This window comes from Pseudaestuariivita atlantica (assembly GCF_001205715.1).
In the GTDB taxonomy this organism is placed as follows: domain Bacteria; phylum Pseudomonadota; class Alphaproteobacteria; order Rhodobacterales; family Rhodobacteraceae; genus Pseudaestuariivita; species Pseudaestuariivita atlantica.
Genome location: NZ_AQQZ01000010.1, coordinates 21,857 through 44,307 on the forward strand (window position 1 = coordinate 21,857; position 22,451 = coordinate 44,307).

25 protein-coding genes are annotated in these 22,451 nt (G+C 65.4%); 11 read left to right on the forward strand and 14 right to left on the reverse strand.

The window, feature by feature from the left end; translation table 11 throughout:
• Nucleotides 1–18 precede the first annotated feature (18 nt).
• The 8 genes from ATO11_RS18150 (at nt 19) to ATO11_RS18185 (ending at nt 7,703) form a co-directional block, all read left to right on the forward strand.
• Nucleotides 19–372 (forward strand): fluoride efflux transporter FluC, encoded by a 354-nt coding sequence (locus ATO11_RS18150; protein WP_050532347.1) that lies wholly within the window; start codon nt 19–21, stop codon nt 370–372.
• Nucleotides 372–1,415, forward strand: coding sequence for an RluA family pseudouridine synthase (locus ATO11_RS18155; protein WP_050532348.1), 1,044 nt, complete (start codon nt 372–374; stop codon nt 1,413–1,415). Before ATO11_RS18150 ends, ATO11_RS18155 begins: the two co-directional genes overlap by 1 nt.
• Nucleotides 1,412–2,089, forward strand: a complete 678-nt coding sequence (locus ATO11_RS18160; protein ID WP_050532349.1) for an HAD-IA family hydrolase — start codon at nt 1,412–1,414, stop codon at nt 2,087–2,089. The genes ATO11_RS18155 and ATO11_RS18160 overlap by 4 nt, the downstream gene beginning before the upstream one ends.
• Nucleotides 2,086–2,802, forward strand: coding sequence for an ATP12 family chaperone protein (locus tag ATO11_RS18165; RefSeq protein WP_050532350.1), 717 nt, complete (start codon nt 2,086–2,088; stop codon nt 2,800–2,802). Before ATO11_RS18160 ends, ATO11_RS18165 begins: the two co-directional genes overlap by 4 nt.
• Before the next feature lie 413 nt (nt 2,803–3,215).
• The gene (locus ATO11_RS18170) at nt 3,216–4,235 is read left to right on the forward strand and encodes an amino acid ABC transporter substrate-binding protein (RefSeq protein ID WP_050532351.1); all 1,020 of its coding nucleotides are present in this window, start codon (nt 3,216–3,218) and stop codon (nt 4,233–4,235) included.
• A gap of 115 nt (nt 4,236–4,350) precedes the next feature.
• Nucleotides 4,351–5,577, forward strand: coding sequence for an amino acid ABC transporter permease (locus ATO11_RS18175; protein ID WP_050532352.1), 1,227 nt, complete (start codon nt 4,351–4,353; stop codon nt 5,575–5,577).
• A 1-nt stretch (nt 5,578) separates the two neighbouring features.
• Nucleotides 5,579–6,874 (forward strand): amino acid ABC transporter permease, encoded by a 1,296-nt coding sequence (locus tag ATO11_RS18180; protein WP_050532353.1) that lies wholly within the window; start codon nt 5,579–5,581, stop codon nt 6,872–6,874.
• A 79-nt stretch (nt 6,875–6,953) separates the two neighbouring features.
• Nucleotides 6,954–7,703: an amino acid ABC transporter ATP-binding protein gene (locus ATO11_RS18185; protein WP_110553770.1), complete on the forward strand. Its 750-nt coding sequence runs from the start codon at nt 6,954–6,956 to the stop codon at nt 7,701–7,703.
• Between the two features lie 90 nt (nt 7,704–7,793).
• On the opposite strand, the gene ATO11_RS18190 is transcribed toward ATO11_RS18185, so the two are convergent.
• From ATO11_RS18190 to argB, 4 genes are read right to left on the reverse strand one after another with little or no spacing between them, the layout of a single operon-like run.
• Entirely contained in the window at nt 7,794–8,282 is a 489-nt protein-coding gene (locus ATO11_RS18190) for a SixA phosphatase family protein (protein ID WP_050532355.1), read from the reverse strand.
• Nucleotides 8,279–8,959, reverse strand: coding sequence for a hypothetical protein (locus ATO11_RS18195; protein ID WP_050532356.1), 681 nt, complete (start codon nt 8,957–8,959; stop codon nt 8,279–8,281). The genes ATO11_RS18190 and ATO11_RS18195 overlap by 4 nt, the downstream gene beginning before the upstream one ends.
• Complete coding sequence (locus tag ATO11_RS18200; RefSeq protein ID WP_050532357.1) at nt 8,926–9,720, reverse strand: sterol desaturase family protein; 795 nt, start codon at nt 9,718–9,720, stop codon at nt 8,926–8,928. Before ATO11_RS18200 ends, ATO11_RS18195 begins: the two co-directional genes overlap by 34 nt.
• A gap of 58 nt (nt 9,721–9,778) precedes the next feature.
• Nucleotides 9,779–10,627: an acetylglutamate kinase gene (gene argB / locus ATO11_RS18205; protein WP_050532358.1), complete on the reverse strand. Its 849-nt coding sequence runs from the start codon at nt 10,625–10,627 to the stop codon at nt 9,779–9,781.
• 131 nt (nt 10,628–10,758) lie between these two features.
• On the opposite strand from argB, the gene ATO11_RS18210 reads away from it, so the two are divergent.
• Nucleotides 10,759–11,490, forward strand: a complete 732-nt coding sequence (locus tag ATO11_RS18210) for an SDR family NAD(P)-dependent oxidoreductase (RefSeq protein WP_050532359.1) — start codon at nt 10,759–10,761, stop codon at nt 11,488–11,490.
• A 157-nt stretch (nt 11,491–11,647) separates the two neighbouring features.
• Here the strand turns inward: ATO11_RS18210 and yihA are convergent, their stop codons facing one another.
• From yihA to ttcA, 5 genes are all read right to left on the reverse strand, one after another.
• Nucleotides 11,648–12,304, reverse strand: coding sequence for a ribosome biogenesis GTP-binding protein YihA/YsxC (gene yihA / locus ATO11_RS18215; RefSeq protein WP_050532360.1), 657 nt, complete (start codon nt 12,302–12,304; stop codon nt 11,648–11,650).
• On the reverse strand, nt 12,301–13,044 hold the full coding sequence (locus tag ATO11_RS18220) for an MOSC domain-containing protein (RefSeq protein WP_050532361.1): 744 nt from the start codon (nt 13,042–13,044) through the stop codon (nt 12,301–12,303). The genes yihA and ATO11_RS18220 overlap by 4 nt, the downstream gene beginning before the upstream one ends.
• The gene (yidC, locus tag ATO11_RS18225; RefSeq protein WP_050532362.1) at nt 13,041–14,834 is read right to left on the reverse strand and encodes a membrane protein insertase YidC; all 1,794 of its coding nucleotides are present in this window, start codon (nt 14,832–14,834) and stop codon (nt 13,041–13,043) included. Before yidC ends, ATO11_RS18220 begins: the two co-directional genes overlap by 4 nt.
• A 93-nt stretch (nt 14,835–14,927) precedes the next feature.
• Complete coding sequence (locus ATO11_RS18230; protein ID WP_207382984.1) at nt 14,928–16,463, reverse strand: putative bifunctional diguanylate cyclase/phosphodiesterase; 1,536 nt, start codon at nt 16,461–16,463, stop codon at nt 14,928–14,930.
• 109 nt (nt 16,464–16,572) lie between these two features.
• Entirely contained in the window at nt 16,573–17,418 is an 846-nt protein-coding gene (gene ttcA / locus ATO11_RS18235) for a tRNA 2-thiocytidine(32) synthetase TtcA (protein ID WP_050532364.1), read from the reverse strand.
• Between ttcA and ATO11_RS18240 the strand changes: the two genes are divergently transcribed.
• On the forward strand, nt 17,417–19,195 hold the full coding sequence (locus ATO11_RS18240) for a pentapeptide repeat-containing protein (protein WP_050532365.1): 1,779 nt from the start codon (nt 17,417–17,419) through the stop codon (nt 19,193–19,195). The genes ttcA and ATO11_RS18240 overlap by 2 nt on opposite strands.
• On the opposite strand, the gene ATO11_RS18245 is transcribed toward ATO11_RS18240, so the two are convergent.
• From ATO11_RS18245 to rpmH, 5 genes are all read right to left on the reverse strand, one after another.
• Nucleotides 19,192–19,404, reverse strand: a complete 213-nt coding sequence (locus ATO11_RS18245; RefSeq protein WP_050532366.1) for a hypothetical protein — start codon at nt 19,402–19,404, stop codon at nt 19,192–19,194. The two genes, ATO11_RS18240 and ATO11_RS18245, sit on opposite strands and share 4 nt — an antisense overlap.
• Nucleotides 19,401–20,552 (reverse strand): aromatic ring-hydroxylating oxygenase subunit alpha, encoded by a 1,152-nt coding sequence (locus tag ATO11_RS18250; RefSeq protein WP_050532367.1) that lies wholly within the window; start codon nt 20,550–20,552, stop codon nt 19,401–19,403. The genes ATO11_RS18245 and ATO11_RS18250 overlap by 4 nt, the downstream gene beginning before the upstream one ends.
• A 103-nt stretch (nt 20,553–20,655) precedes the next feature.
• Nucleotides 20,656–20,877, reverse strand: a complete 222-nt coding sequence (gene yidD / locus ATO11_RS18255) for a membrane protein insertion efficiency factor YidD (RefSeq protein WP_050532368.1) — start codon at nt 20,875–20,877, stop codon at nt 20,656–20,658.
• Nucleotides 20,874–21,263: a ribonuclease P protein component gene (gene rnpA, locus ATO11_RS18260; protein ID WP_050532369.1), complete on the reverse strand. Its 390-nt coding sequence runs from the start codon at nt 21,261–21,263 to the stop codon at nt 20,874–20,876. The genes yidD and rnpA overlap by 4 nt, the downstream gene beginning before the upstream one ends.
• Nucleotides 21,264–21,273: 10 nt before the next feature.
• On the reverse strand, nt 21,274–21,408 hold the full coding sequence (gene rpmH, locus ATO11_RS18265; protein WP_012177012.1) for a 50S ribosomal protein L34: 135 nt from the start codon (nt 21,406–21,408) through the stop codon (nt 21,274–21,276).
• Nucleotides 21,409–21,704: 296 nt separating this feature from the next.
• Here rpmH and ATO11_RS18270 point away from each other — a divergent pair, with 296 nt between their 5' ends.
• Nucleotides 21,705–22,448: a TVP38/TMEM64 family protein gene (locus tag ATO11_RS18270; RefSeq protein WP_423212719.1), complete on the forward strand. Its 744-nt coding sequence runs from the start codon at nt 21,705–21,707 to the stop codon at nt 22,446–22,448.
• Nucleotides 22,449–22,451 lie beyond the last annotated feature (3 nt).

A 22,451-nucleotide genomic window follows, 5' to 3' on the forward strand; every position in this document is an offset into this window, starting at 1 on the left:
GGCGCAGATGTGGAGGCCATGATCCTGATCTACGTGGCTTTCGGCGGCGCGCTTGGCGCGGTTCTGCGATACCTGCTTGCAGGTCTCGTCGCGTTCCCGATGGGCACACTGATGGTCAATGTCGCGGGCTCGTTCCTGATGGGTGTTGCCTTTGCCGCGTTGCTTGCCGGGACAGTCCAGCCGCGGTTCGCGGCGGCGCTCATGCCGGGGCTTCTGGGTGGCTTCACGACCTTTTCTGCCTTCTCGCTCGACGTCGTGCGACTGGTCGAGGATGGGCGGATCGCGTTCGCGGGCAGTTATGTCGCGTTGTCGGTGGTCGCCTCGATCCTGGCCTGTTTCGCGGGTCTTGCCCTTGCGCGGAGCGTGATCTGATGCCGGGAGTTCAAACGGTCACGGTCGCGCCTGACGATGATGGCAGCCGCATCGACCGCTGGCTGCGCCGGATGTATCCGCAACTGACCCAAGGCCGGATCGAGAAGATGTGCCGCAAGGGTGAATTGCGGGTCGACGGGGGCCGGGTGAAACCCGCCGCGCGGCTGGAGCAGGGTCAAAGCGTGCGCATCCCGCCCGTGCCAGACGGCGCCGCGCCCGAACCGCGCCCCGCCTCCCGCGTCAGCGACGCCGATGCGCGGATGATCCAGTCCTGCGTGCTGTACAAGGACGATCACATCCTTGCGCTCAACAAGCCCTCGGGTCTGCCGACGCAGGGCGGCAGCGGCCAGACGCGGCATGTCGACGGCATGGGCGAGGCGCTGCGCTTTGGCTACGACGACACGCCACGCCTCGTTCATCGGCTCGATAAGGACACGTCGGGCGTGCTGCTTCTGGCGCGCAGCCGTGCTGTGGCCGCCGACCTCACCGCCGCCTTCCGGCACCGGGCCACGCGCAAGATCTACTGGGCGCTCGTCGCCGGTGTGCCGACGCCGTACCTGGGAGAAATCAAGGCAGGGCTCGTCAAGGCGCCCGGTCACGGCGCGCGGGGCGAGGGGGAGAAGATGGTCGCCGTCCACCCCCGTGACATCGACACGACGCCCGGCGCGAAACGCGCGCACACGCTTTACGCCACGCTCTACCGCGTGGCCGGGCGGGCCAGCTGGGTCGCGCTGGAACCGCTCACGGGCCGCACCCACCAGTTGCGCGCGCACATGGCTGAAATGGGCCACCCGATCGCGGGCGACGGCAAGTATGGCGGGTCGGCTCAGGAAAACCTTGGCGACGGGTGGGGCGCGCAGATGGGCGGCATCATCAGCCGCAAGCTGCACCTGCACGCCCGCAACCTGACCTTCGAACACCCCGCAACGGGGCGTCCGATCACCCTCACCGCACCCCTGCCGCCGCACATGGCGGAAAGCTGGAAAACCTTTGGCTGGACCGAGGACCTCGCCGCCGAAGACCCGTTCGAGGCGATCCGGTGAGCGACCTGCGCCTGATCCTGTTCGACGTCGACGGCACGCTGGTCGACAGCCAGGCCGACATCGTCGGCTCGATGGCCGAGGCGTTTGCCGCCGTCGACATGCCCGCACCCTCGCGCAGCGCGATCCTCGGGATCGTGGGTCTGTCGCTGCCGCAGGCCATGGCGCGGCTGGCGCCGGGCCGGGACGAGGCGCAGCTTGATCGCATGGTCGATGCCTACAAGGAGGCGTATTTCGCGCGGCGGGCCGCCAAGGGCAGCAAGGCGGCCTCACCGCTTTATCCGCATGTTGCCGAGATCCTCGAACAGCTGGGCGCACGCGATGACCTGATCCTCGGCACGGCCACGGGCAAATCCCGCCGTGGTCTGGATGCGTTGGTGGATGCGTTCGACATCCGGCGGCATTTCACCACCCTGCAATGCGCCGACGACCACCCGTCGAAACCGCATCCGTCGATGATCGAAACCGCGATGGCGGAAACCGGGATCGCGGCACGGTCCACGGTGATGATCGGCGATACCAGTTTCGACATGGACATGGCCCGCGCCGCCGGGGTGACACCGCTCGCGGTTAGCTGGGGGTATCACCCGCGCGGTCTGTTGCGCGCATCGGGCGGCATCCTCGACGACATCCGCGATCTGCCCGCATGGATCGACAACACATGGAGCAGCACATGACCGAGTGGGCGGCAAAACGGTTCTGGACCGAAACCAGGGCAGTCCCTGCCGAAGGCGACGCCTTTACCGTCGAACTCGATGGCCGGCGCGTGCGCACCCCGGCCAAAAGCGCGCTGATCGTGCCGACGCAAGCGCTGGCTGACGAGATCGCCGGCGAATGGGCGGCGCAGGAAGACCGGATCGATCCCCTGTCGATGCCGGTCACCCGGTCCGCAAATGCCGCGATCGACAAGGTCGCCACGATGCATGCCGATGTCGTCCAGATGCTGGCCGATTACGCGGGGTCCGACATGCTGTGCTATCGCGCGGAAGGGCCGGACGGGCTGATCGCGCGGCAAGCCGAAACGTGGGACCCGCTCTTGCGATGGAGCGCCGAGGCCATGCAGGCACCGCTGGAGATCACCTCCGGTATCGTCCCGGTCGCGCAACCCGCCGAAAGCCTCTCGCGCTACCGCGATCACCTTGCCGAGATGACGTATTTCGAACTCGCCGCGATGCACGATCTGATCAGCCTTTCGGGGTCCGCCGTCATCGGTTGCGCGGTCGCGGCGGGCCACGTCACGGCGGTTGAAATCTGGCCGGCGACGCGCCTGGACGAGCTGTGGCAACAGGAGCAATGGGGCGTCGACGAAGAGGCCGAATCAATGGCTGCGACGAAACGCGCCGCTTTCCTGCACGCGGAACGATTCCTGCATCTTTCCCGCGCGTCCTGAACGGGACGCGGCACAAAAAAGTTGCTTGCCCGAGGGCGGATTGCCGGATTCACGGGCACCCCGTTTGGGTCAGCAATCCGGACCTAACCGCGATTCAACCCGCCCGTATTGTCGATATTGATCCCAAACGGCCATGTCGTTTGGTGAAATTGTCCGGATGACATCGAAAAACGCCAAGGTGCCTTAAGGTCAACCGGCATGAAGACCCTGAAATCAGACGCGCCGCGCGACTCGAAAGGTCAAGTATATTGACGTTTTGGGCGATGGACGGGTCACGGGCGTCCCGGATTTTTCCTTGACGGTGCAGGGTCGCTGCTGAATTGTCCTGTGCGTGACTGCGGACGCCCTGCGCCCGCATCCCCACCTGTACGCAGGTGGCAAAAATCCCTCGGGGAGATCAGGAAGAGGTAAACATGAAAAAATCCGTATTCTTCGGTGCAGCAACTGTTGCGGCTCTTGCAGCCGGTGCAGCAGCAGCTGGCACCCTCGACGACGTCAAGGCACGCGGCAAGCTGAACTGCGGCGTGACCACCGGCCTCGTCGGCTTCGCGGCTCCGGACGCGAACGGCGAATGGAAAGGTTTCGACGTGGCCGTGTGCCGTGCCGTTGCAGCCGCCGTTCTCGACGATCCGAACGCCGTGGAATTCGTTCCCACGACCGGCAAGACGCGCTTCACCGCGCTGGCGTCGGGCGAAATCGACATGCTCGCACGGAACACCACCTGGACGTTCTCGCGCGATGTCGACCTGAAGTTCGAATTCACCGGCATCAACTACTATGACGGCCAAGGCTTCATGGTGCCCAAGGACCTCGGCGTTTCGTCGGCCAAGGAACTGGACGGCGCGACCGTCTGCATCCAGACCGGCACCACCACCGAGCTGAACCTCGCGGACTTCTTCCGCGCGAACAACATCAGCTACGAGCCGGTTCCGATCGAAACCAACGCCGAAGCGCAGCAGCAGTACCTGGCTGGCGCATGTGACGTCTACACCACGGACGCCTCGGGCCTGGCCGCAACGCGCGCCACGTTCGAAGATCCGTCGGCGCACGTCGTTCTGCCGGAAATCGTGTCCAAAGAGCCGCTCGGCCCGCTGGTCCGTCACGGCGACAACGAGTGGGGCGACCTCGTCCGCTGGACGCTGAACGCACTCATCACGGCTGAAGAGCTGGGCGTGACCTCGGCCAACCTGGCCGAAATGGCGGCTTCGGCCGGCGGCAACCCGGAAATCAACCGTCTGCTCGGCACAGAAGGCAACCTGGGCGAAATGCTCGGCCTGCCCGCCGACTGGGCTGTCAAGGCTCTGGCCGTTGGCGGCAACTACGGTGAAATCTTCGAAGCGAACATCGGTGAAGCAACCCCGATCGGCCTCGCGCGCGGCCTGAACGCGCAGTGGACCGACGGTGGCCTGCTGTACTCGCCCCCGTTCCGCTAAGAAATTGATGAAGGGCGCGGCAATTGTCGCGCCCTTCTCATATCCAGCGCCATAAAAACTCGGCCTCGCCCAAAAACCGGCGCACAGTTCAGAGGCTGAACAACGGGGAACCCCAATGACAACGATGACCGACCCGCCGAAGGAGTCGTTCCAGCTGTCTATGCTGTTGAATGATACCCGCTACCGGTCCCTTACGTTTCAGGCGATTGCCGCGATCCTGCTGGCCCTGTCGATCTGGTACCTTGGCAATAACCTGATCCAGAACCTGCGCGCCGCCGGCCTGAACATCTCCTACGAATTCCTCGGCAATCCGTCCGGTTACGACATCAACCAGACGCTGGTCGAATATGATAGCCAGTCCACCCATGCCCGTGCCGCGCTTGTCGGCATCCTGAACACGCTGCTGGTCGCCTTCCTCGCCTGCGTGACCGCGACCGTGTTCGGCGTGATCGCCGGTGTGCTGAGGCTGTCCAAGAACTGGCTCGTCGCCAAGCTGATGGCGGTCTATGTCGAGATTTTTCGCAACATCCCGGTCCTGATCTGGATTGTGATCATCTTCACGATCATGATCGCCGTCCTGCCCGGCCCGCGGGAATTCCGCGGGGCCGACCCCGATGCAAGCATGTTCCTGGGCGTCGCGGCCTTCACCAACCGTGGTGTGTATATCCCGCAGCCCTATTTTATCCGCGGGTTCGGGGGCGTCGCCGACCTGCTTCTGGTCATCGCGTTTCTCGCCGGATCGTTCTTCGCGGTGCGCGCGGTCAATGCCCGCGCCACCCGCATCCAGGAAGCAACGGGTGAACGCCCGCAGACGCTATGGACCAACCTCGCGATCTGGTTCGGTCCGCTGATCGTCCTGTTCCTCGCGCTGGGCCTGACTTTCGACGTGCCCGCGCTGAAGGGTTTCAACTTCGCCGGCGGGATCAAGATCGGCGGCCCGCTGATCGCGCTGTGGTTCGCGCTGTCGATCTACACCGGTGCCTTCATCGCCGAGAACGTGCGTGCGGGCATCCAGGCGGTCAGCAAGGGCCAGACCGAGGCCGCGTCGGCCCTTGGCCTGCGTCCGGGTCGCGTGATGAACCTCGTGGTGCTGCCGCAGGCGCTGCGCGTCATCATCCCGCCGCTGATCTCGCAATACCTCAACATCACCAAGAACTCGTCGCTGGCGATCGCCGTGGGCTATGCCGACATCACGGCGACCCTTGGCGGGATCACGTTGAACCAGACCGGGCGCGCGATCGAATGCATCCTGTTGCTGATGCTGTTCTACCTGACGGCGTCGCTGCTGATCTCGGCGTTCATGAACGTCTACAATGCGTCAATCAAGCTGAAGGAGCGTTGAGATGAGCGATACACACGCACATTCCGTCGCCTTCGTCCGCAAGACCGAAATCCCGCCAGCGCCGCCCCCGGCGTCGCAGACGGGAATCGTCAAGTGGCTGCGCGAGAACCTGTTCGCGACATGGGCCAATGGCCTTTTGACCATCGCCGCGCTTTACGTGATCTACCTTGTCCTGTCGGTCATCCTGCCATGGCTGTTCGGCGGCGTCTGGAACACCTCCAGCCTTGCCGAGTGCCGCGAGGTGCTGCAGGGCCGGGTCGGCGGTTGCTTCTCGGTCCTGACCGAACGCTGGCCGCAGCTGATCTACGGCTTCACCTATCCGACCGACCAGTATTGGCGGCCGAACGTGGCCTTCCTGTTCATGCTGGTCGCCATCGCGCCGGTCCTGTTCTTCGACCTGCCGCGCAAGCTCTTGTACTTCACGGCAGCCTTCCCCTTCGTCGCCTACTGGCTGATCTGGGGCGGATCGATCCTTGTTCCGATCGTCGCCGCCGTGGGGATCATCGCGGGCTATTTCGTGTTCGACCGCCTGAACAAGTCGAGCTTCGCGGCGGGCTTCTTCGGGGCCATCGCGACGGCCTTCGTGATCTGGTACCTTGGCGGGTTCCTCATCCCCGAGGACCAGTCCGGCGCGATGCTGTCGCCCGTGCCCTCCCGTGACCTGGGCGGGTTCATGCTGAACATGATGCTGGGCCTGACCTGCGTGTCGCTGTCGCTGCCGCTTGGCATCGCGCTGGCGCTGGGGCGCCAGTCGGACATGCCGTTCATCAAGTGGATCTGCGTGATCTTCATCGAGTTCGTCCGCGGCGTGCCGCTGATCACGCTGCTCTTCGTGGCGTCGGTCATGCTGGCCTACCTGTTCCCTCCGGGAACGACGACCGACCTGTTCCTGCGGGTGGTGATCATGATCACCATGTTCTCCTCGGCCTATATTGCCGAGGTGATCCGCGGCGGCCTCGCCGCACTGCCCAAGGGCCAGTACGAAGGCGCGGACAGCCTTGGCCTTGATTACCCGCAGGCGATGCGGCTGATCATCCTGCCGCAGGCGCTGAAGATCTCGATCCCCGGCATCGTCAATATCGCCGTGGGCCTGTTCAAGGACACCACGCTGGTGTCGGTGATTTCCATGTTCGACGTGCTGGGCATGATCCGGGGCCCGATCCTCGCCTCGACCGAATGGAACGGCGTCTACTGGGAGCTTCTGGGCTTCGCCAGCCTGCTGTTCTTCGTCACCTGCTACGGCATCTCGCAATACTCACAGTGGCTCGAGCGTCGCCTCGCCACCGATCACCGTTAAGGAGGGCCTTTCCATGAGCACGGAAACCCAGAACCAACTTCCCGATACCGGCGATCTGGCCGCGGTCGACCAATCGGCCATGAAAGTGTCGAACGAGGTCGCGATCTCGATCCAGAACATGAACAAGTGGTACGGTTCGTTCCACGTGCTGCGCGACATCGACCTGACGGTCTATCGCGGCGAGCGTATCGTGATCTGTGGCCCGTCAGGGTCCGGCAAGTCCACGCTGATCCGCTGCATCAACGCGCTGGAAGAGCACCAGAAGGGCCTGATCGAGGTCGACGGCACGGTCCTGTCGTCGGACCTGAAGAACATCGACAAGATCCGGTCCGAGGTTGGCATGTGCTTCCAGCACTTCAACCTCTTCCCGCACCTGACGATCCTTGAAAACTGCACGCTGGCGCCGATCTGGGTCCGCAAGATCCCCAAGAAGGAAGCCGAAGAGACGGCGATGCACTTCCTTGAAAAGGTGAAGATCCCCGAACAGGCCGACAAGTATCCCGGCCAGTTGTCGGGCGGTCAGCAGCAGCGGGTCGCCATCGCGCGTTCGCTGTGCATGAAGCCGCGCATCATGCTGTTCGACGAACCGACCTCGGCGCTTGACCCCGAGATGATCAAGGAGGTGCTCGACACCATGATCGAGCTGGCGCAGGAGGGCATGACCATGCTCTGCGTCACGCACGAGATGGGCTTTGCCCGCCAGGTCGCGAACCGCGTGATCTTCATGGATGCGGGCCAGATCGTGGAGCAGAACGAACCCGAAGCGTTCTTCACCAACCCGCAGAACGACCGGACAAAGCTTTTCCTGAGCCAGATTCTGGGGCATTAAGGTTACGGACACAGTCTCTGGGTGGGGGCACCCTGGGCGATCCAAAGGGCGTCGGAGCAATCCGGCGCTCTTTTTCGTAGGACTTGCCGGTCAGTCGAGAAGATCGCGCGGGACGACGAAATCCACCGCCCGCCCCGTCGTCGCATCGCGCCAGTTGTCGACGTTGAAATCGACCACCAGCGTCGCGCCAGTGGGATAATCGAAGAACCGGACGTGGTCGGGTGGCCGCGATACCACCTGCGCGGCGAAGGTCGCGATTCCGGGATTATGCGCGACGACAAGCACGGTGTTCCCCGTGGCACCATGCAGGGCGTCCCGCAATTGTCGGGTCGAGGCAAGGTACAGCCCGTCCAGAACGGTCACCGGCGCATCCAGCTCCAGCAAGGCGCAAGTCTCCTGTGTGCGGGCGGAAGACGAACACAGGATTTCGTGCGGCAGGTATGCCCGCTTCCGCAGCCAGTTGCCCAGCGCCTTGGCACTTGCGCGGCCGCGCTTGTTCAACCGGCGCGCGTGATCGTCCAGCGCGAGATCATCCCAGCTTGATTTCGCGTGACGCATCAGGATCAGGCGACGGGTCATCGTGGGTGAAACGCTGCCATGTGCAGCGCCGATTGTTCCGGTGGGCGGCCAAAGGCCCGGCTTACCGGGCAGGCGCGCCGGGCCTTGCAGCCATGTGCCAGGCAATCCAGCCCGCCTTCGGTATCAAGATAGGCGTGACAGGCGGCCACGTCATATCCCGTCTCGGCGCTCAGCGCATCGACCGGGCAGGCCGATACGCAGGGGGCATCGCACGTTGTGCAGGGCTTCTCACGGGCCGCGCCGAGCGGCAGATGCCCGTCATAGATCAGCGCGCCGCGATACGAAATCATCAATCCCGCCTCGGCATGGACCAGCATGCCGACCGGGCTTTGCCACGCGGCGCCTGTCGCCTCCGCCCAGCGGAGGAACGGCGCGTAGGGCGGTCCGCCGAACGGGAAGGCCGTGTCCGTCGCCCCCGTGGTCACCGCCAGTTCACCGATCACGCGCCGCGACCAGCGGTCCACCGGGTCGGCATGCCCGTCGCGGTATTCGGGGGACGCGGTGAAGACGGCCCAGAAGCCGGGGCCGGTGCCGACGAGCGCGAGCGTCTGGGCTCCCTCTTCGGTGTCCCTGTGAAACGCGCCCATATGGATGAGGCCATGCCGCGCGGCGGCGCCCGCAAGGTCCACGCCGGTATCGGCGGTCAGCGGCGGGCGAATGGCAGCCACAGGCTCCATCCCAGTCTGGACGGGCGATCGTCCTGCCACTCCAACCCGATATCCATCTCCTCGTGGCCCCCTGACGGCTGCGCGATGTAGGTCCCGAACATACGATCCCAGATGGACAATGCAAAACCGTAATTGCTGTCATGTTCATGCCGGTGGACCGAGTGGTGGACGCGGTGCATGTCCGGGGTCACCAGCACCTGCCGGACGATGGCGTCCAGCCACAGCGGCAGGCGGATATTGGCGTGGTTGAACATCGCGGTACCGTTCAGCAGGATTTCGAAGATCACCACCGCGACGGCGGCGGGGCCCAGCAGGTAGACCAGCCCGATCTTCAGGATCATCGACAGCCCGATTTCCACCGGGTGGAACCGGATCGCCGTGGTCACGTCGAAATCGACATCCGCGTGATGCACCCGGTGCAGCCGCCACAGGATCGGCACCTTGTGCGTCACGAGGTGCTGCGCCCAGATCGCGAGGTCGAGGATCAGGATCGCAGCAAGGATCTCGATCCAGACCGGCCAGTCGGTCTGGTTGAACAGGCCCCAGCCCTGCGCCTGCGCGTCGACGGCGGCACCCACGGCCAGCAGCGGCAGGGCCAGCGCCAGCGCGCGCAGCGTGACGGTGTTGAGGATGGTGATGCCCCAGTTGGTCACCCAGCGCGTCTTGCGCGGCTGCCTGCGCACGCGCCGCGGCGCCAGCGCCTCGGTCACCGCGAGAATGGCGAACAGGCCAAGGAAGATGGCCAGACGGATGATGCCTTCATATTCCATGATCTATATGTGACCTCGGGCGCGGCATTCGTCCATGCGGCGCGTGATCACGGTTGCGTCAGGACCGACGGATGATCGATCCCGCCCCGTGATCGGTGAAAAGTTCCAGCAGGCAGGCATTGGCCGCGCGACCGTCAAGGATCACCGCCGCGCGCACGCCGCTGAGGATCGCGTCGACGGCGGTTTGCGTCTTGGGGATCATGCCGCCCGCGATCACGCCCTCGTCGGTCATGTCGCGCACCCGGTCCACCGTCAGGTCGGTCACGAGCGCGCCGGAGGCGTCCTTCACCCCCTCGACATCGGTCAGGAGCAGGAGGCGGTCCGCTTCCAGCGCGCCGGCGATGGCGCCCGCCGCCGTGTCGCCGTTGATGTTGTAGGTCGCTCCGTCCTCGCCGAAGCCCAGCGGTGCGACCACCGGGATCGCCCCGGCGCCCGCGAGGTCGCGCAGGATCGAGGGATCGACCTGCGCCGGCCTGCCGACGAGACCCAGCGCGGGATCGGCGGGTTCACAGCGCATCAGCCGCGCATCCTTGCCCGACAGGCCCACCGCGCGGCCGCCCTGTTCGTTGATCGCCTGCACGATGCGCTTGTTCACGCGGCCCGACAGCACCATCTCGACCACTTCCATCGTCTCGGCATCGGTGACGCGCTTGCCGTCCACGAAGTGCGAGGTGACGCCCAGCCGGTCGAGCATCGCGTTGATCATCGGCCCGCCGCCATGCACGACAACCGGGTTCACGCCCACCTGCCGCATCAAGACGACGTCGCGGGCGAAACTCGCCATGCCGTCATCGGACCCCATCGCGTGGCCGCCCAGCTTGATGACGACGGTCGCGCCCTCATACCGTTTCAGATAGGGCAGCGCCTCGTTCAGGGTGCGGGCTGTGGCGATGGAATCTCGGGTCATGGCGTGCGGGCTCGGGTCAGGTTGGTCGCGGTTCCAACCTGTTACCCGCCAGCGGCGCGCGGGCCAAGGGCGATTGCGGCGCGCGGGTGCAGGGACTAGGCTGGTGCCATGGACCGGGCAGGGGGCGCGACATGGCCGAAACGAAGACCCTTTTGCTGACGGGCGCCAGCCGCGGGATCGGCCACGCGACGGTGCGGAAGTTCAATTCCGAAGGCTGGCGCGTCATCACCTGTTCCCGCCACCCGTTTCCCGCCGAATGTCCGTGGGGCGGCGGCGAAGAGAACCACGTGCAGATCGACCTCGCGGATCCCAACGACACGATTGCCAAGGTGGCCGAGATCAAGTCCCGGCTTGGCGGGCGGCTGGACGCGCTGGTGAACAATGCGGGGATCTCGCCGAAAGGGCCGGACGGGGCGCGACTCAACACCATCGACACCGACCTGCGGACATGGGGGCATGTCTTCCACGTCAATTTCTTCGCCTCGGTCGTGCTGGCGCGCGGGTTGAAGGAGGAGCTGGCCGCGGCCGGTGGCGCGGTCGTGAACATCACCTCGATCGCCGGCAGCCGGGTGCATCCCTTCGCGGGCGCGGCCTATGCCACGTCGAAGGCGGCGCTTGCGGCCCTGACCCGCGAGATGGCGCATGATTTCGGCCCGATGGGCGTGCGCGTCAACGCGGTGGCTCCGGGCGAAGTTGAAACGGCCATCCTGTCCCCCGGCACCGACAAGATCGTGGAAACGCTGCCCCTGCGCCGCATCGGCCAGCCCGAGGAAGTGGCCGCCACGATCTTTTTCCTGTGCTCCTCTCCGGGATCCTACATCACCGGGACCGAGATCGAGGTGAACGGCGGCCAGCACGTCTGACCTGATCGGGCGCTGGCGCGCAAGGGTGCGCCGCGACCCCCTCCCTGACCCTCCCCCCGGGGGAGGGAAGCCCGTGGCGGGCCGGGCGCGTCATGCCGGTCGGGTCAAGCGTGGCGGATCGGCCCTCCGGGGGACATATTTGTAAAAGAGAAGAAGATCAGACGAGGGTGGCGATCGTCGCGCGGAGCGTGTCGATGCCGGCGCCGGTTTCGCTGCTCGTGAGGATGAGTTCGGGGAAGGCGGCGGGGTGTTTCGCAAGCTTGCCGCGGACCTGGGCGAGGAGTTTAGGCTCGTCCGCCGCCTTGATCTTGTCGGCCTTGGTCAGGACCGTCTGGAAGGGGACGGCGGCGGTGTCGAGCAGCGCCATGATCTCTTCATCCACGGGCTTGATGCCGTGGCGCGCGTCGACGAGGACGAAGGCGCGGCGCAGGGACTGGCGGCCCTGCAGGTAGGCCTTGAGCAGGCGCTGCCATTTTTCGACCACGGCGACGGGGGCCTTGGCGAAGCCGTAGCCGGGCAGGTCGACGAGGTAGTGGCTGTCGGCCAGGGTGAAGAAGTTGATTTCCTGCGTGCGGCCCGGCGTGTTGGAGGCGCGGGCGAGGGCGCGGCGGCCCGTGAGGGCGTTGATCAGGGTCGATTTGCCGACATTCGAGCGGCCCGCGAAACAGACTTCCATGCGGTCGGCGGGGGGCAGGCCCGACATGGCGACGACGCCCTTGAGGAAGTCCGCGCCCTGCCGGAAGAGGCGCGTGGCGGCTTCCTGCGCGTCGCGGTCGGGTGCCTCGGCGAGGGGGAAGGGCAAGGCGTTGGTCATGCGGGCACCACGGCGTCACCGTCGGCGACGTGTCCGGGTGTGACCACCACCGCCTGGACCGAGAAGTCGCGGTGGCCCCACGTGTCGAGCACGTCGAGCAGGGGGATGTCGCGCTTGCCGGTGTCGGGGTTGGCATGGGTCATGAGGCAGCGTTCGGTGCGTTCCAGCACCTCCAGCGTAGCGGTGCCGAGCGTGATGCGCTGGCCGACCCAGTCGAACTCCTCCCACGGGGCGAGCCCGTCGATCCAGGCATTGCCGCGCCAGCGGTGGATCGAGAGGTCCGCGCCGGCCTTTTGCGACACCGCGCGGTGCGAGGCGAGGTTGCAGAGCGTGATGGTGGGGTGATCGCAATCGGTCATGCCGCGCGCAGTCGCGCGGACCACGCGGGCGGATGCCGATCGACCCTCGGGCTGCAGGGGGGCCGTCCACGCGATCAGTCGATCGGCGTCCCGTTCGGGGTGCGCGGTGAGCGATCCGAGGTCAGGGTGGTCGAAGGTCACCGTTTCGCTGGCCTCGTCAAGGATGCAGGTCATGGCTTGCAGGCCCGGCGCCTTGGCCGCGCGCATGAAGTTGGAGCAGCGGGCCCAGTCCGACCCGTCGGCGGTGCTGTCTTCATGGGCGACGGCCCAGGTGCGGTCCCAGGGCAGGCACTGGCCGGGCGTCAGGTCGGCGGCACCGATCCGTTCGCGGCCATGTGCCTTGACCGGGTAGCGCCACAGGCTGTCGACCCGGCCGGTCATTCCCTCGACTTGCGTTTGAAGCCAGCCTTGATGTTGCCGAAGAGGTCGGGTTTGTAGCCCTGGCTGCGCATGATGATGTATTGCTGCGCGAAGGTGATCAGGTTGTTCGCGATCCAGTAAAGCACGAGTCCGCTGGCGAACGTGCCCAGCATGAACATGAAGACCCACGGCAACCAGGCAAAGATCATCGCCTGTGTCGGGTCGGTCGGGGCCGGGTTCAGTTTCTGCTGCAGCCACATCGAGATCCCGAGGAAGATCGGCAGGACGCCCAGCGAGAAGATGAACAGGATCGAGGACGGGTCGGGCGTGCCGTAGGGCAGCAGGCCGAACAGGTTCAGGATCGAGGACGGATCGGGTGCCGAGAGGTCGCGGATCCAGCCGATCCACGGCGCATGCCGCAAATCGAGCGTGACGAAGATCACCTTGTAGAGCGAGAAGAAGATCGGGATCTGCAGAAGGATCGGCAGGCAGCCTGCGGCGGGGTTCACCTTTTCCTTCTTGTAGAGCGCCATCATCTCCTGCTGGAGCTTCTGGCGGTCGTCACCGGCGCGCTCCTTCAGTTTCTCCATCTCGGGCTGGAGTTCCTTCATCTTGGCCATCGACACGTAGGACCGGTAGGCCAGTGGGAACAGCAGCGCCTTGATGAACAGCGTCAGGCCGATGATCGCCCAGCCCATGTTGCCGATGAGCAGGTTGAACCAGTGCAGGACGATGAAGATCGGTTTGGTGAGGAAGAAGAACCAGCCCCAGTCGATCGAGTCGACGAAGCCCTCGACGCCCGCATCCTGGTAGGCGGTGATCGATTCCCACACCTTGGCACCGGCAAAAAGCTGCGTCGTCACCGCGGCGCTGTCGCCCGGCGCGACGGTCTGCGTCGGCAGGACCGCTTCGGTCTGGTAGATGTCGCGAGTGTCGATGTATTTGGCCGAGGCGCGGAACGGTGTGCCGGGCTGGGGGATGATCGTGGTCATCCAGTAGTGGTCGGTGAAGCCGATCCAGCCATTCTGCTCGACGGATACGGTGTCGGCGCGGACACCGCGCGCGTCGGGTTCGAAATCCGCCATGTCACCATAGTCGATCTCGCTCAACTCGCCGTCCGCCATGCGGATGCCGCCTTCGTGCAGGATGAAGAAGTTCTTAAGATCCTCGGGCTCGCCGTGACGGGCGAGGATACCGTAGGGGGCAAGGGCCGCGTTCTGTGATGTGCCGTTGGTCACGGATTGCGTGACCGTGAACATGAAATCATCGTCAACAGAGACGGTGCGCGTGAAGGTCAGACCGCTGGCGCCGGTCCATGTCAGCGTGACGGGGGTGGCGGGCGTCAGGGATCCTTCGCCCACTTGTGTCCATTCGCTGCGGGGGCCGGGGACGTCTTCGGGTGTGACGCCGGGGCCGGGGGCCCAGCCGTACAGGGCATAATAGGCATGGTCGCTGCCGACAGGCGACAACAGCGTCACGATGGGTGAGTCGTCTTCGATTGTCTCGCGGTAGTCCTTGAGCTTCAGCGTGTCGATACGACCACCCGCCAGCGACAGCGAACCGGTCAGGCGCGGTGTCTCGATCGCGATGCGCGGCGCATCGATCGGGTCGACCGGAGTGGTCGTGGCCGTGGCAGGAGCGTTCGTGGTTGGCGTGGCGACATCGGCGGGTTGTGCCGTCTGGGCGGTACCGTCTTGTGGTGCGGTTGCCGGTTCGATCGGCTCCGGTGGCGGGAACAGGACAAACCAGACAAGGATCACCACGAAGCTGAGCACCGTGGCGAGAATGAGATTCCGGTTCTGTTCGTCCATCGAAAGACACCATGCGTCTGTTGAAGAGCTTTGTGCGGTTCAACAGAGTGGGTCGGGAAAGGTCAAGGCGATTCCCGGCAACGGGCGCGGTGATCAGCCAGTCCTGCGCCCGATTACCGGCGTCTTGTGGCGTTGAGCGTTGTATTCGCGGATCCAGTCGACCGTCTTGTCGAAGGGCATCGGGCGCGCGATGCCAAAGCCCTGCACCGATCCGCAGCCAAGCTGCGCGACCATTGCATGCTCTCCCGGTGTCTCGATCCCTTCGGCCAGCGTTTGCAGGTCCAGCCGTTCGGCCATCGTCAGGATGGCCGAGATCATGCGCTGCTGATCGACCGACTGGTCGGCATTGCTGACAAAGGAGCGGTCGATCTTAAGCCGCGTCACCGGAAAGCGCCGCAGCGACGAGATGGAGGTATTGCCGGTTCCGAAATCGTCGAGGTCGATGGTGCAGCCCAGCTCCGCGAGCCGCTTGATATTGCGCGAGGTCACGTCGTCGGGCGCGCGCGACACCACGTCTTCGAGGATTTCCACGCACAGCCGGTCGGGCGTCACGTCATGCCGGTCGAGGGCCCATTCGACGCGGTCCACAAGCCGCGGGTTGCGCAATTCGTCTGCCGTGAAATTGACCCCGACGCGGGGCACGGTGACATCCGCCTGGTCCCACAAGGCCAGCGCGCGCAGCGCCTGGTTCAGCATCGTCTGGCCCAGCCGGTCGAGCTGCCCGTTCCGCTCCATCAACGGCAGGAACTCGCCCGGCGAGACCAGCCCGCGCGTCGGGTGCAGCCAGCGCGCAAGCGTTTCAAAGCCCGAGATCTCGCCGGTATCGGTCGATATCTGCGGCTGGAACCATGCATGGAACTGTTCGGCATCCAGCCCGGCGGTGATATCCTCGCACAGGGCCAGCCGCTGGCTTTGCAGCAGGCGCACCTCTTCGGAATAGGACCGGATGGTCGAGGGCCCGGTGCGCTGCGCTTCGGCCAGAGCGGTCACCGCGCCGTCATGCAGCGCCTTCGCACCCCGGCCCGGCGCGCGGTTCGACAGGCAGAAGCCGACACAGCAGCTGACGTAATACAGGTTGCCATCCGCCGAGATCGGCTCCTCTATCGCGGTCTGCAGGCGCGTCGCCAATTGGATGCTGGATTCAAGATCGAGGTTGCGGACCGGGTCCAGCGCGACGGAGAACCTGAAATCGCCCGAACGCGACACCATTTCACGGTCGCGCATCACCCCCTGTAGGCGATGGGCGGTGCAGGACAGCAGCGCCTCGCTTACATCCGGGCCGTATTTCTCGGCCAGTCCGGCGAATTCATCAAGTTCGATGGCGAAATACGCGGTTTTCCTGTGGGTCCGGTCCAGATCGTGCAAATGCGCGTCGAGCGTGTCGAGAAACTGCGAGCGATGCACAAGGCCGGTCACGGTATCGCGGGGCAGGGGAGGCGGCGCATTGTCTTCGGCAGCGTGCGTCAATCGCCCGACAATCAGCGGACAGACCAGCGCGGTCGCGATCAGCGCGGCCTCTCCCCCCAGCCAGAACGCGCCCAGCGTCGCCGCCGGGACAAAGGCCATCACCTGCGGGCCCGACAACGCGCGGCGAAGTGCTCCGGCCCAGCCGGAGATGCGAGTCATCATGGATTGAACCATTTGCAACCCCTCTCGTTGCGGCGGTCTTCAGCCGCATCTTCGGGTGACGCTAGGTACAAACGGTGATCGCGCGGTTAATGCGCGCCAAGAAAATGCCCTATTCCGGACCGTTTTCCCCGATTCCGCGTGAAAGTCCCGCAAAGTCGAACAATTTCGGATCCAGAAGATGGGACGGGCGCGCGTTCATCAGGGCGCGGAACATCACCTGCCGGCGTCCGGGGCTGTTCGCTTCCCAGCCGTCGAGAATCTGTTTGACCTGCTGGCGCTGCAAACCGTCCTGGCTTCCGCACAGATCACAGGGAATGATCGGATACTGCATGGCGCGGGCGAACTTGTCGCAATCGGCCTCGGCCACGTGCGCCAGCGGGCGATAAACGAACAAATCGCCCTCCTCGTTCACAAGCTTCGGCGGCATCGTCGCCAGCCGCCCGCCGTGAAAGAGGTTCATGAAGAACGTCTCGAGGATGTCGTCGCGGTGATGGCCCAGCACGACCGCCGAACAGCCTTCCTCGCGCGCGATCCGGTAGAGGTTGCCACGGCGCAGGCGCGAACACAGCGCGCAGAAGGTGCGGCCTTGCGGGACCTTGTCGACGACGATGGAATAGGTGTCCTGGTATTCGATCCGGTGCGGCACGCCCATCCGGTCGAGGAACTCGGGCAGCACCGTCGCGGGGAACCCCGGCTGCCCCTGGTCGAGGTTGCAGGCCAGCAGGTCGACCGGCAACAGCCCGCGCCATTTCAACTCGTACAGGATCGCCAGCAACGTGTAGCTGTCCTTCCCGCCCGACAGGCAGACCAGCCAGCGCGCGCCGGGTTCCACCATGCCGTACTGGTCGACGGCCTCGCGCACGTCCCGCACCAGCCGCTTGCGCAGCTTGCGGAACTCGGTCGTCTTGGGCGCCCCGTGGAACAGCGGATGGATGTCGTCGGCATCGTCGAGCATGGGCGCGGCTTGGCAGGGCGGGGCGGCGATTGTCAAGCGCGCGGGCGGCTTTCGCTTGATCGGCGGCAAGCGGCTTTCTACCCTGCCGGGCGAGAGGTCGAACATGTCCGAACCCGAAGCCAGCCCCGAGTTCAAGCTCCCGGCCAGCCGGTTGCCGGTTGTCTTTGGCCTGCTCATCTTCGGATTCGGGATCGCGGCGGGCTTTCTTCTGGCCTTCTCGCAGGCCGGGCTGGAGGACAGCGCGGCGCTGATCGTATCCGTCTTCCTTGGCGCGATCCTTGTCCTGTCGATTATTGGCGTGGTCCTTTTCGTCTTTCGCGGCATCCTCATGCGCCGCGCCTTCGGCGTGGTCGAGGCGCAGATGGAAAGCTTCGCAGGCCCCCTCGCCGACATCGCGCAGGGCGCGGCGGACCGTGATCCGACCGGCACGATCCAGGCCGGGCGCAACCTGTTGCAACTGTCCTTCGCGCGCTACGCGTGGCTCAGCGCGCGGCGCTGGATCATCGCGTCGCTCACCGGCCTGATCGCGGCGATGGCCGCGCTTGCGGGCACGGCGCTCCTCTTCAAGCAGAACCAGCACCTCGAAGACCAATTGCGCGCGCTGGAGGTGCAGAACCAGCGCATCAGCGATCAATCCGCGCTTCTGGCCACGCAGGTCGAACTGGCCGAAGCCGCCCGCAACGCCGAGATCGCGGTCGAGATCACCAATATTGCCGCCCTTCTGGGAGAAGCGCTTGACCGCAAGGCGGCCCGCGACGCGGCCGAAGGCGCGCCTGCGCACGAAAACCCTTGGGCGGGAATGGTGCCCGTGCTCGACCCGGTCACCGATATCGACCAGTCGCTGCGGATGCGGATCGTGGCGGCCAGCCGCGCGGCCAAACCCTATCGCTTCCTCGAACCGCTCTACCGGGCCTATGACGACAACGACAAGATTCGCGTTGCCATGCAGCGCCGGACGGACCTGTTCGGGTCGAACCCCGGCCTTGCCGCCGCGATGTCAACGGGGCAGGACGTGGCCGAACAATCCCTGATCGCGCGGCCCGCGAGCCCCGAACGCGCGCAGCTTCTGCTGACGCTGGTGCAATCCGGCCTGCGCGACACCGAAAGCCTCAGCTATTACGGGCTCGACCTCAGTTTTGCCGCCGCCGAGGATCTGACCTTCACCGCCGTCTCGCTGGAAAACGCCATGCTCAGCTATGCCGCGTTCGACCGTTCGGCGATCCTCGAAGGGCGGTTCGGCGGCGCCCAGCTGGAAAACGCGAGCTTTGCCTCGGCGTGGCTGCGCGACACCACCTTTGCCTCGCTCCCCGGTGAAGAGGCCCGCGGGCCTTACAGGGCAGAGGGAGAGGTCTATCCCACCTTCATGGCCGGGACGAGTTTTGCCGATGCCTTCATCCAGCGCAGCATCTTCGACAATATCCAGGCCATCGCGGTGCAGTTCGACGGGGCGACGCTGATGGGCGCGCGGTTCGACGGCGCTGCGCTGCCCGGCGCCACCTTCCGCAACGCGGTCCTGTTCGACGTGTCGTTCGACGGAGCGGCGCTGAACTCGGTGGATTTCGACGGTGCTTATGTCGCGCGCCCGGATTTCATCAACATGCTGGCCGAACGCGCGGCCCCCGGCACCTTCCGGCCCGACCGTTACGAGATCGACGAGGTCCCGATGGGCGAGGTCGCGGCGGCGCTCGCCACGCGCGCGGTCTTCTCCCCCGACGACCTGGCTGACATGGCGGGCGGCTTCACCGCGTGGCGCATCCGGCGGGTCGAGGATTTCTAGATCCGGCCAAGCGCCTTCAGCCGCGCGCGCAACTTCGTAGCTTCCGCCGCTCCGCATTCAAGCGCGAAGACATAGGCGTGCGTGAGAAAGAACGCCTGCGCCTCTTCGGATGCCGCGCCGTCCGCCGCCTCGGAATAAAGACGCACAAGGGCGGGCCGGTCACCTGCCTCGTGCGCCGCGATCAGTGCGGCATCAAGGTCCCGCTTCATTCCGCCGCAAGGCGTTGCCGCGCGTTGCTCACCCGTCCGGCCACCCAGGCGTGGAAGCAATGCGTCGGCCCGTCCATCGCCGGGCTGAACCGCCCGCCGTCAAATCCCGGCCCGTGCCGCCCGCGCTGCATGCCTTCGACCACGAAGATGTCTTCCTCGAACACGACCTTCCACTGTTCCGCGTTCTTCCGGCGCAGCGCGTCGTCGGTTTCGTCGGACGCGTAGTAGAGGTGAATGTGTTCGACCGTGCGATCCACCGCCTTTGGTTCCAGCACGATGGCAAAGGCATGGTCGCGCTGGGCACCCAGCAGGACGTTTGGATAGACGGTGATGTATTCCGCGCCCTCGTCCCACTTGTCAGACAGGCCCGCGAAATCGGGAAAGACCTCGCCCGCTTCGCCGGTCAACTGGCGGTAGACCAGCGTGCCTTGTCCGGAATAACGGCCCTGTTCCTCGATATTGTAATGGTCTTCCAGCCGGGAATAGCTGTTCAGGCCGGGATGAACCCACGGCAGGTGATAGCTTTCGCAGTAGTTTTCGACCGCAAGCTTCCAGTTCGTCTGCACATCCAGCGTGAACCGGCTGTCTGCGCCGCCGTGGTGCATCGGGCTGGCATCGAACTCCGACCAGCGGGCGATCAGGTCGGCATGCACCTCTTCGAACGGGGCTGCGGTACCCGAGATGTTGACGAACACCACGTCGCGCCAGACGTGGGAGGGCACCTCGATCAGGCCCAGCGTGTCGCGGTCCATGTCCGCGTGCGTGTTCATGCCCGGCCCGCCCACATGCGGGGTCGCAACCAGCTTGCCCTTGGTGGAATAGCACCACGAATGGTACGGGCAGCGGATCGCGCCCTCGATCCGGCGCGGTTCCGAGACAAGGATCATGCCCCGGTGCCGACAGGTGTTCTGGAACACGCGCACATCGCCATCGCGGTCGCGGATCAGGAGAAGCGGCAGGCCAAGGAACTCGATCGGTTTCGCGTCGCCCGGTTCGGGCACGTCCGCGGCAACGCCGATCCCCGACCACGTTCCGAACAAGAGCGCGTCCCGCTCTTCGGCAAAGACCGCCGGATCGGTGTAATGCGCGTTGGGCAGGCCATTGGCTTGCGAGATGGGGCGGGTGACGGACGACAGATCGGTGGTCATGGGCAAACTCTTGGACAAAAGCTGCCCGACCCTACCACATCCGGCGCGGCGCATTTGCCGCAAGGCGACAGGATTTTCCTCATGGCGACGCGGGCAGCGTCGTTCAGTCCGGCACGTTGTCGATCCCCGACCCGCCCCACGGGTGGCAGCGCATCACGCGCCGGAAGGTCAGCCAACCGCCCTTGATCCCGCCATGCTTCTGCAGCGCCTCCATCGCATAGGCCGAACATGTCGGTTGATACCGGCAGGCGTGGCCGACCCACGGGCTCCCGACAAGCCGGTAAAGGCGGATGGGCAGGGAGAAGAGAAAGGCCAGCGGGGTCATGCGCGGTCCCCGGCATGCAGCTTGTCGAGGGCCGCACGCAAATCACCGACAAGCGCATCGAAGGGGCGGGTCGCCGTCGCCGTTGCGCGCCCGATCAGGACGTAATCCATGCCGGGCCTCGCACGTTCGGGCAGAACCGCCCGCGCCGCCTCCCGCAAGCGGCGCTTGGCGCGGTTACGGGCGACCGCGTTGCCGACCTTCTTGGAACAGGTGAACCCGACGCCCACGTGATCGCCGTCATCCCGCCGGGCACGGGCCTGCACGATCATCGACGGCATCGCGACCTTCCGGCCCCTCGCGGCGGCAAGGAACTGGCTGCGGTTTTGCAGGACCTCCACATGCGAAAAGCCCGCGTCCCTCGCAGGCGCGGGCTTGGCAAAAGGCATGGATCGCGGCTCAGGCGCTGAGCGACTTCCGACCGCGGGCGCGGCGGGCGTTCAGGATCTTGCGGCCGGCCTTGGTGGCCATGCGCGCGCGGAACCCGTGGCGGCGTTTGCGCACAAGGTTCGAAGGTTGGAACGTGCGTTTCATCGCGTCTCTCCGTCTGTCGGCACGCGGCATCCCGGATGGATTCGCGCTGCCTTGTCATGTCAGACCCCGCGCATACGCCGCCGATGTTTCAAAGTCAAACCGGCTGACCCGCCTTCTGCGCACTTTTTTGTCACGACCCTCACGGACCTGTCACCGCAGGTGGGGCGTTTCGTGATCGTGGGGCCGATTGTTACAGCCTCGCGTCACCGCCGATCAAGCGCGCGTGAGCGGGAGTATCGCCGTCGCCCGCGATGCATCAGATAAGTGGCCAAGACCCGAGCGAAAAGGCTATGCACATGACCGACATGACCGAAAATGCCCCCAGGACGACCGGCGACGGACTGAAATCGAAACTGCCGCTGATCGCGATCGTCGTGGCGGCGGTCGTGGGCTATTTAACGCTGGGCGATTACCTCAGCTTCCAGACGCTGGCCGACAACCGCGAGGCGCTGATCGCCTTCCGCGACGCCAATTACGTGCTGACCGTGGGTCTGTTCATCCTCGCCTACACGATCATCGTCGCCTTCTCCCTTCCGGGTGCGACCATCGCGACGCTGACCGGCGGGTTCCTGTTCGCCACTTTCCCCGGCGCCCTGTTCAACATCACCGGGGCGACACTGGGCGCCATCGCCATCTTTCAGGCCGCGCGCATGGGGTTCGGGGAGCGGCTGGGTGCGCGGCTTGAACACAGCCAGGGCATGGTCAAGCGCATCAAGGACGGGCTGGACGAAAACCAGTGGTCGATGCTGTTCCTGCTGCGGCTTGTGCCGGCGGTGCCGTTCTTCATGGCGAACCTCATCCCCTCGTTCCTCGAAGTGCCGCTGCACCGCTTCGCCATCTCGACCTTCCTCGGCATCATTCCCGGCGCTATCGTCTACACCTCGGTCGGGGCGGGGCTGGGAGAGGTGTTTGCCCGTGGCGAGACCCCCAATCTCGGCATCATCTTCGAACCGCACGTGATCCTGCCGATCCTCGGCCTCTGCGCGCTCGCCGCCATGCCCATCCTCCTCAAGGCCGTGCGCGGCAAGAAAGGGCTCTGACCG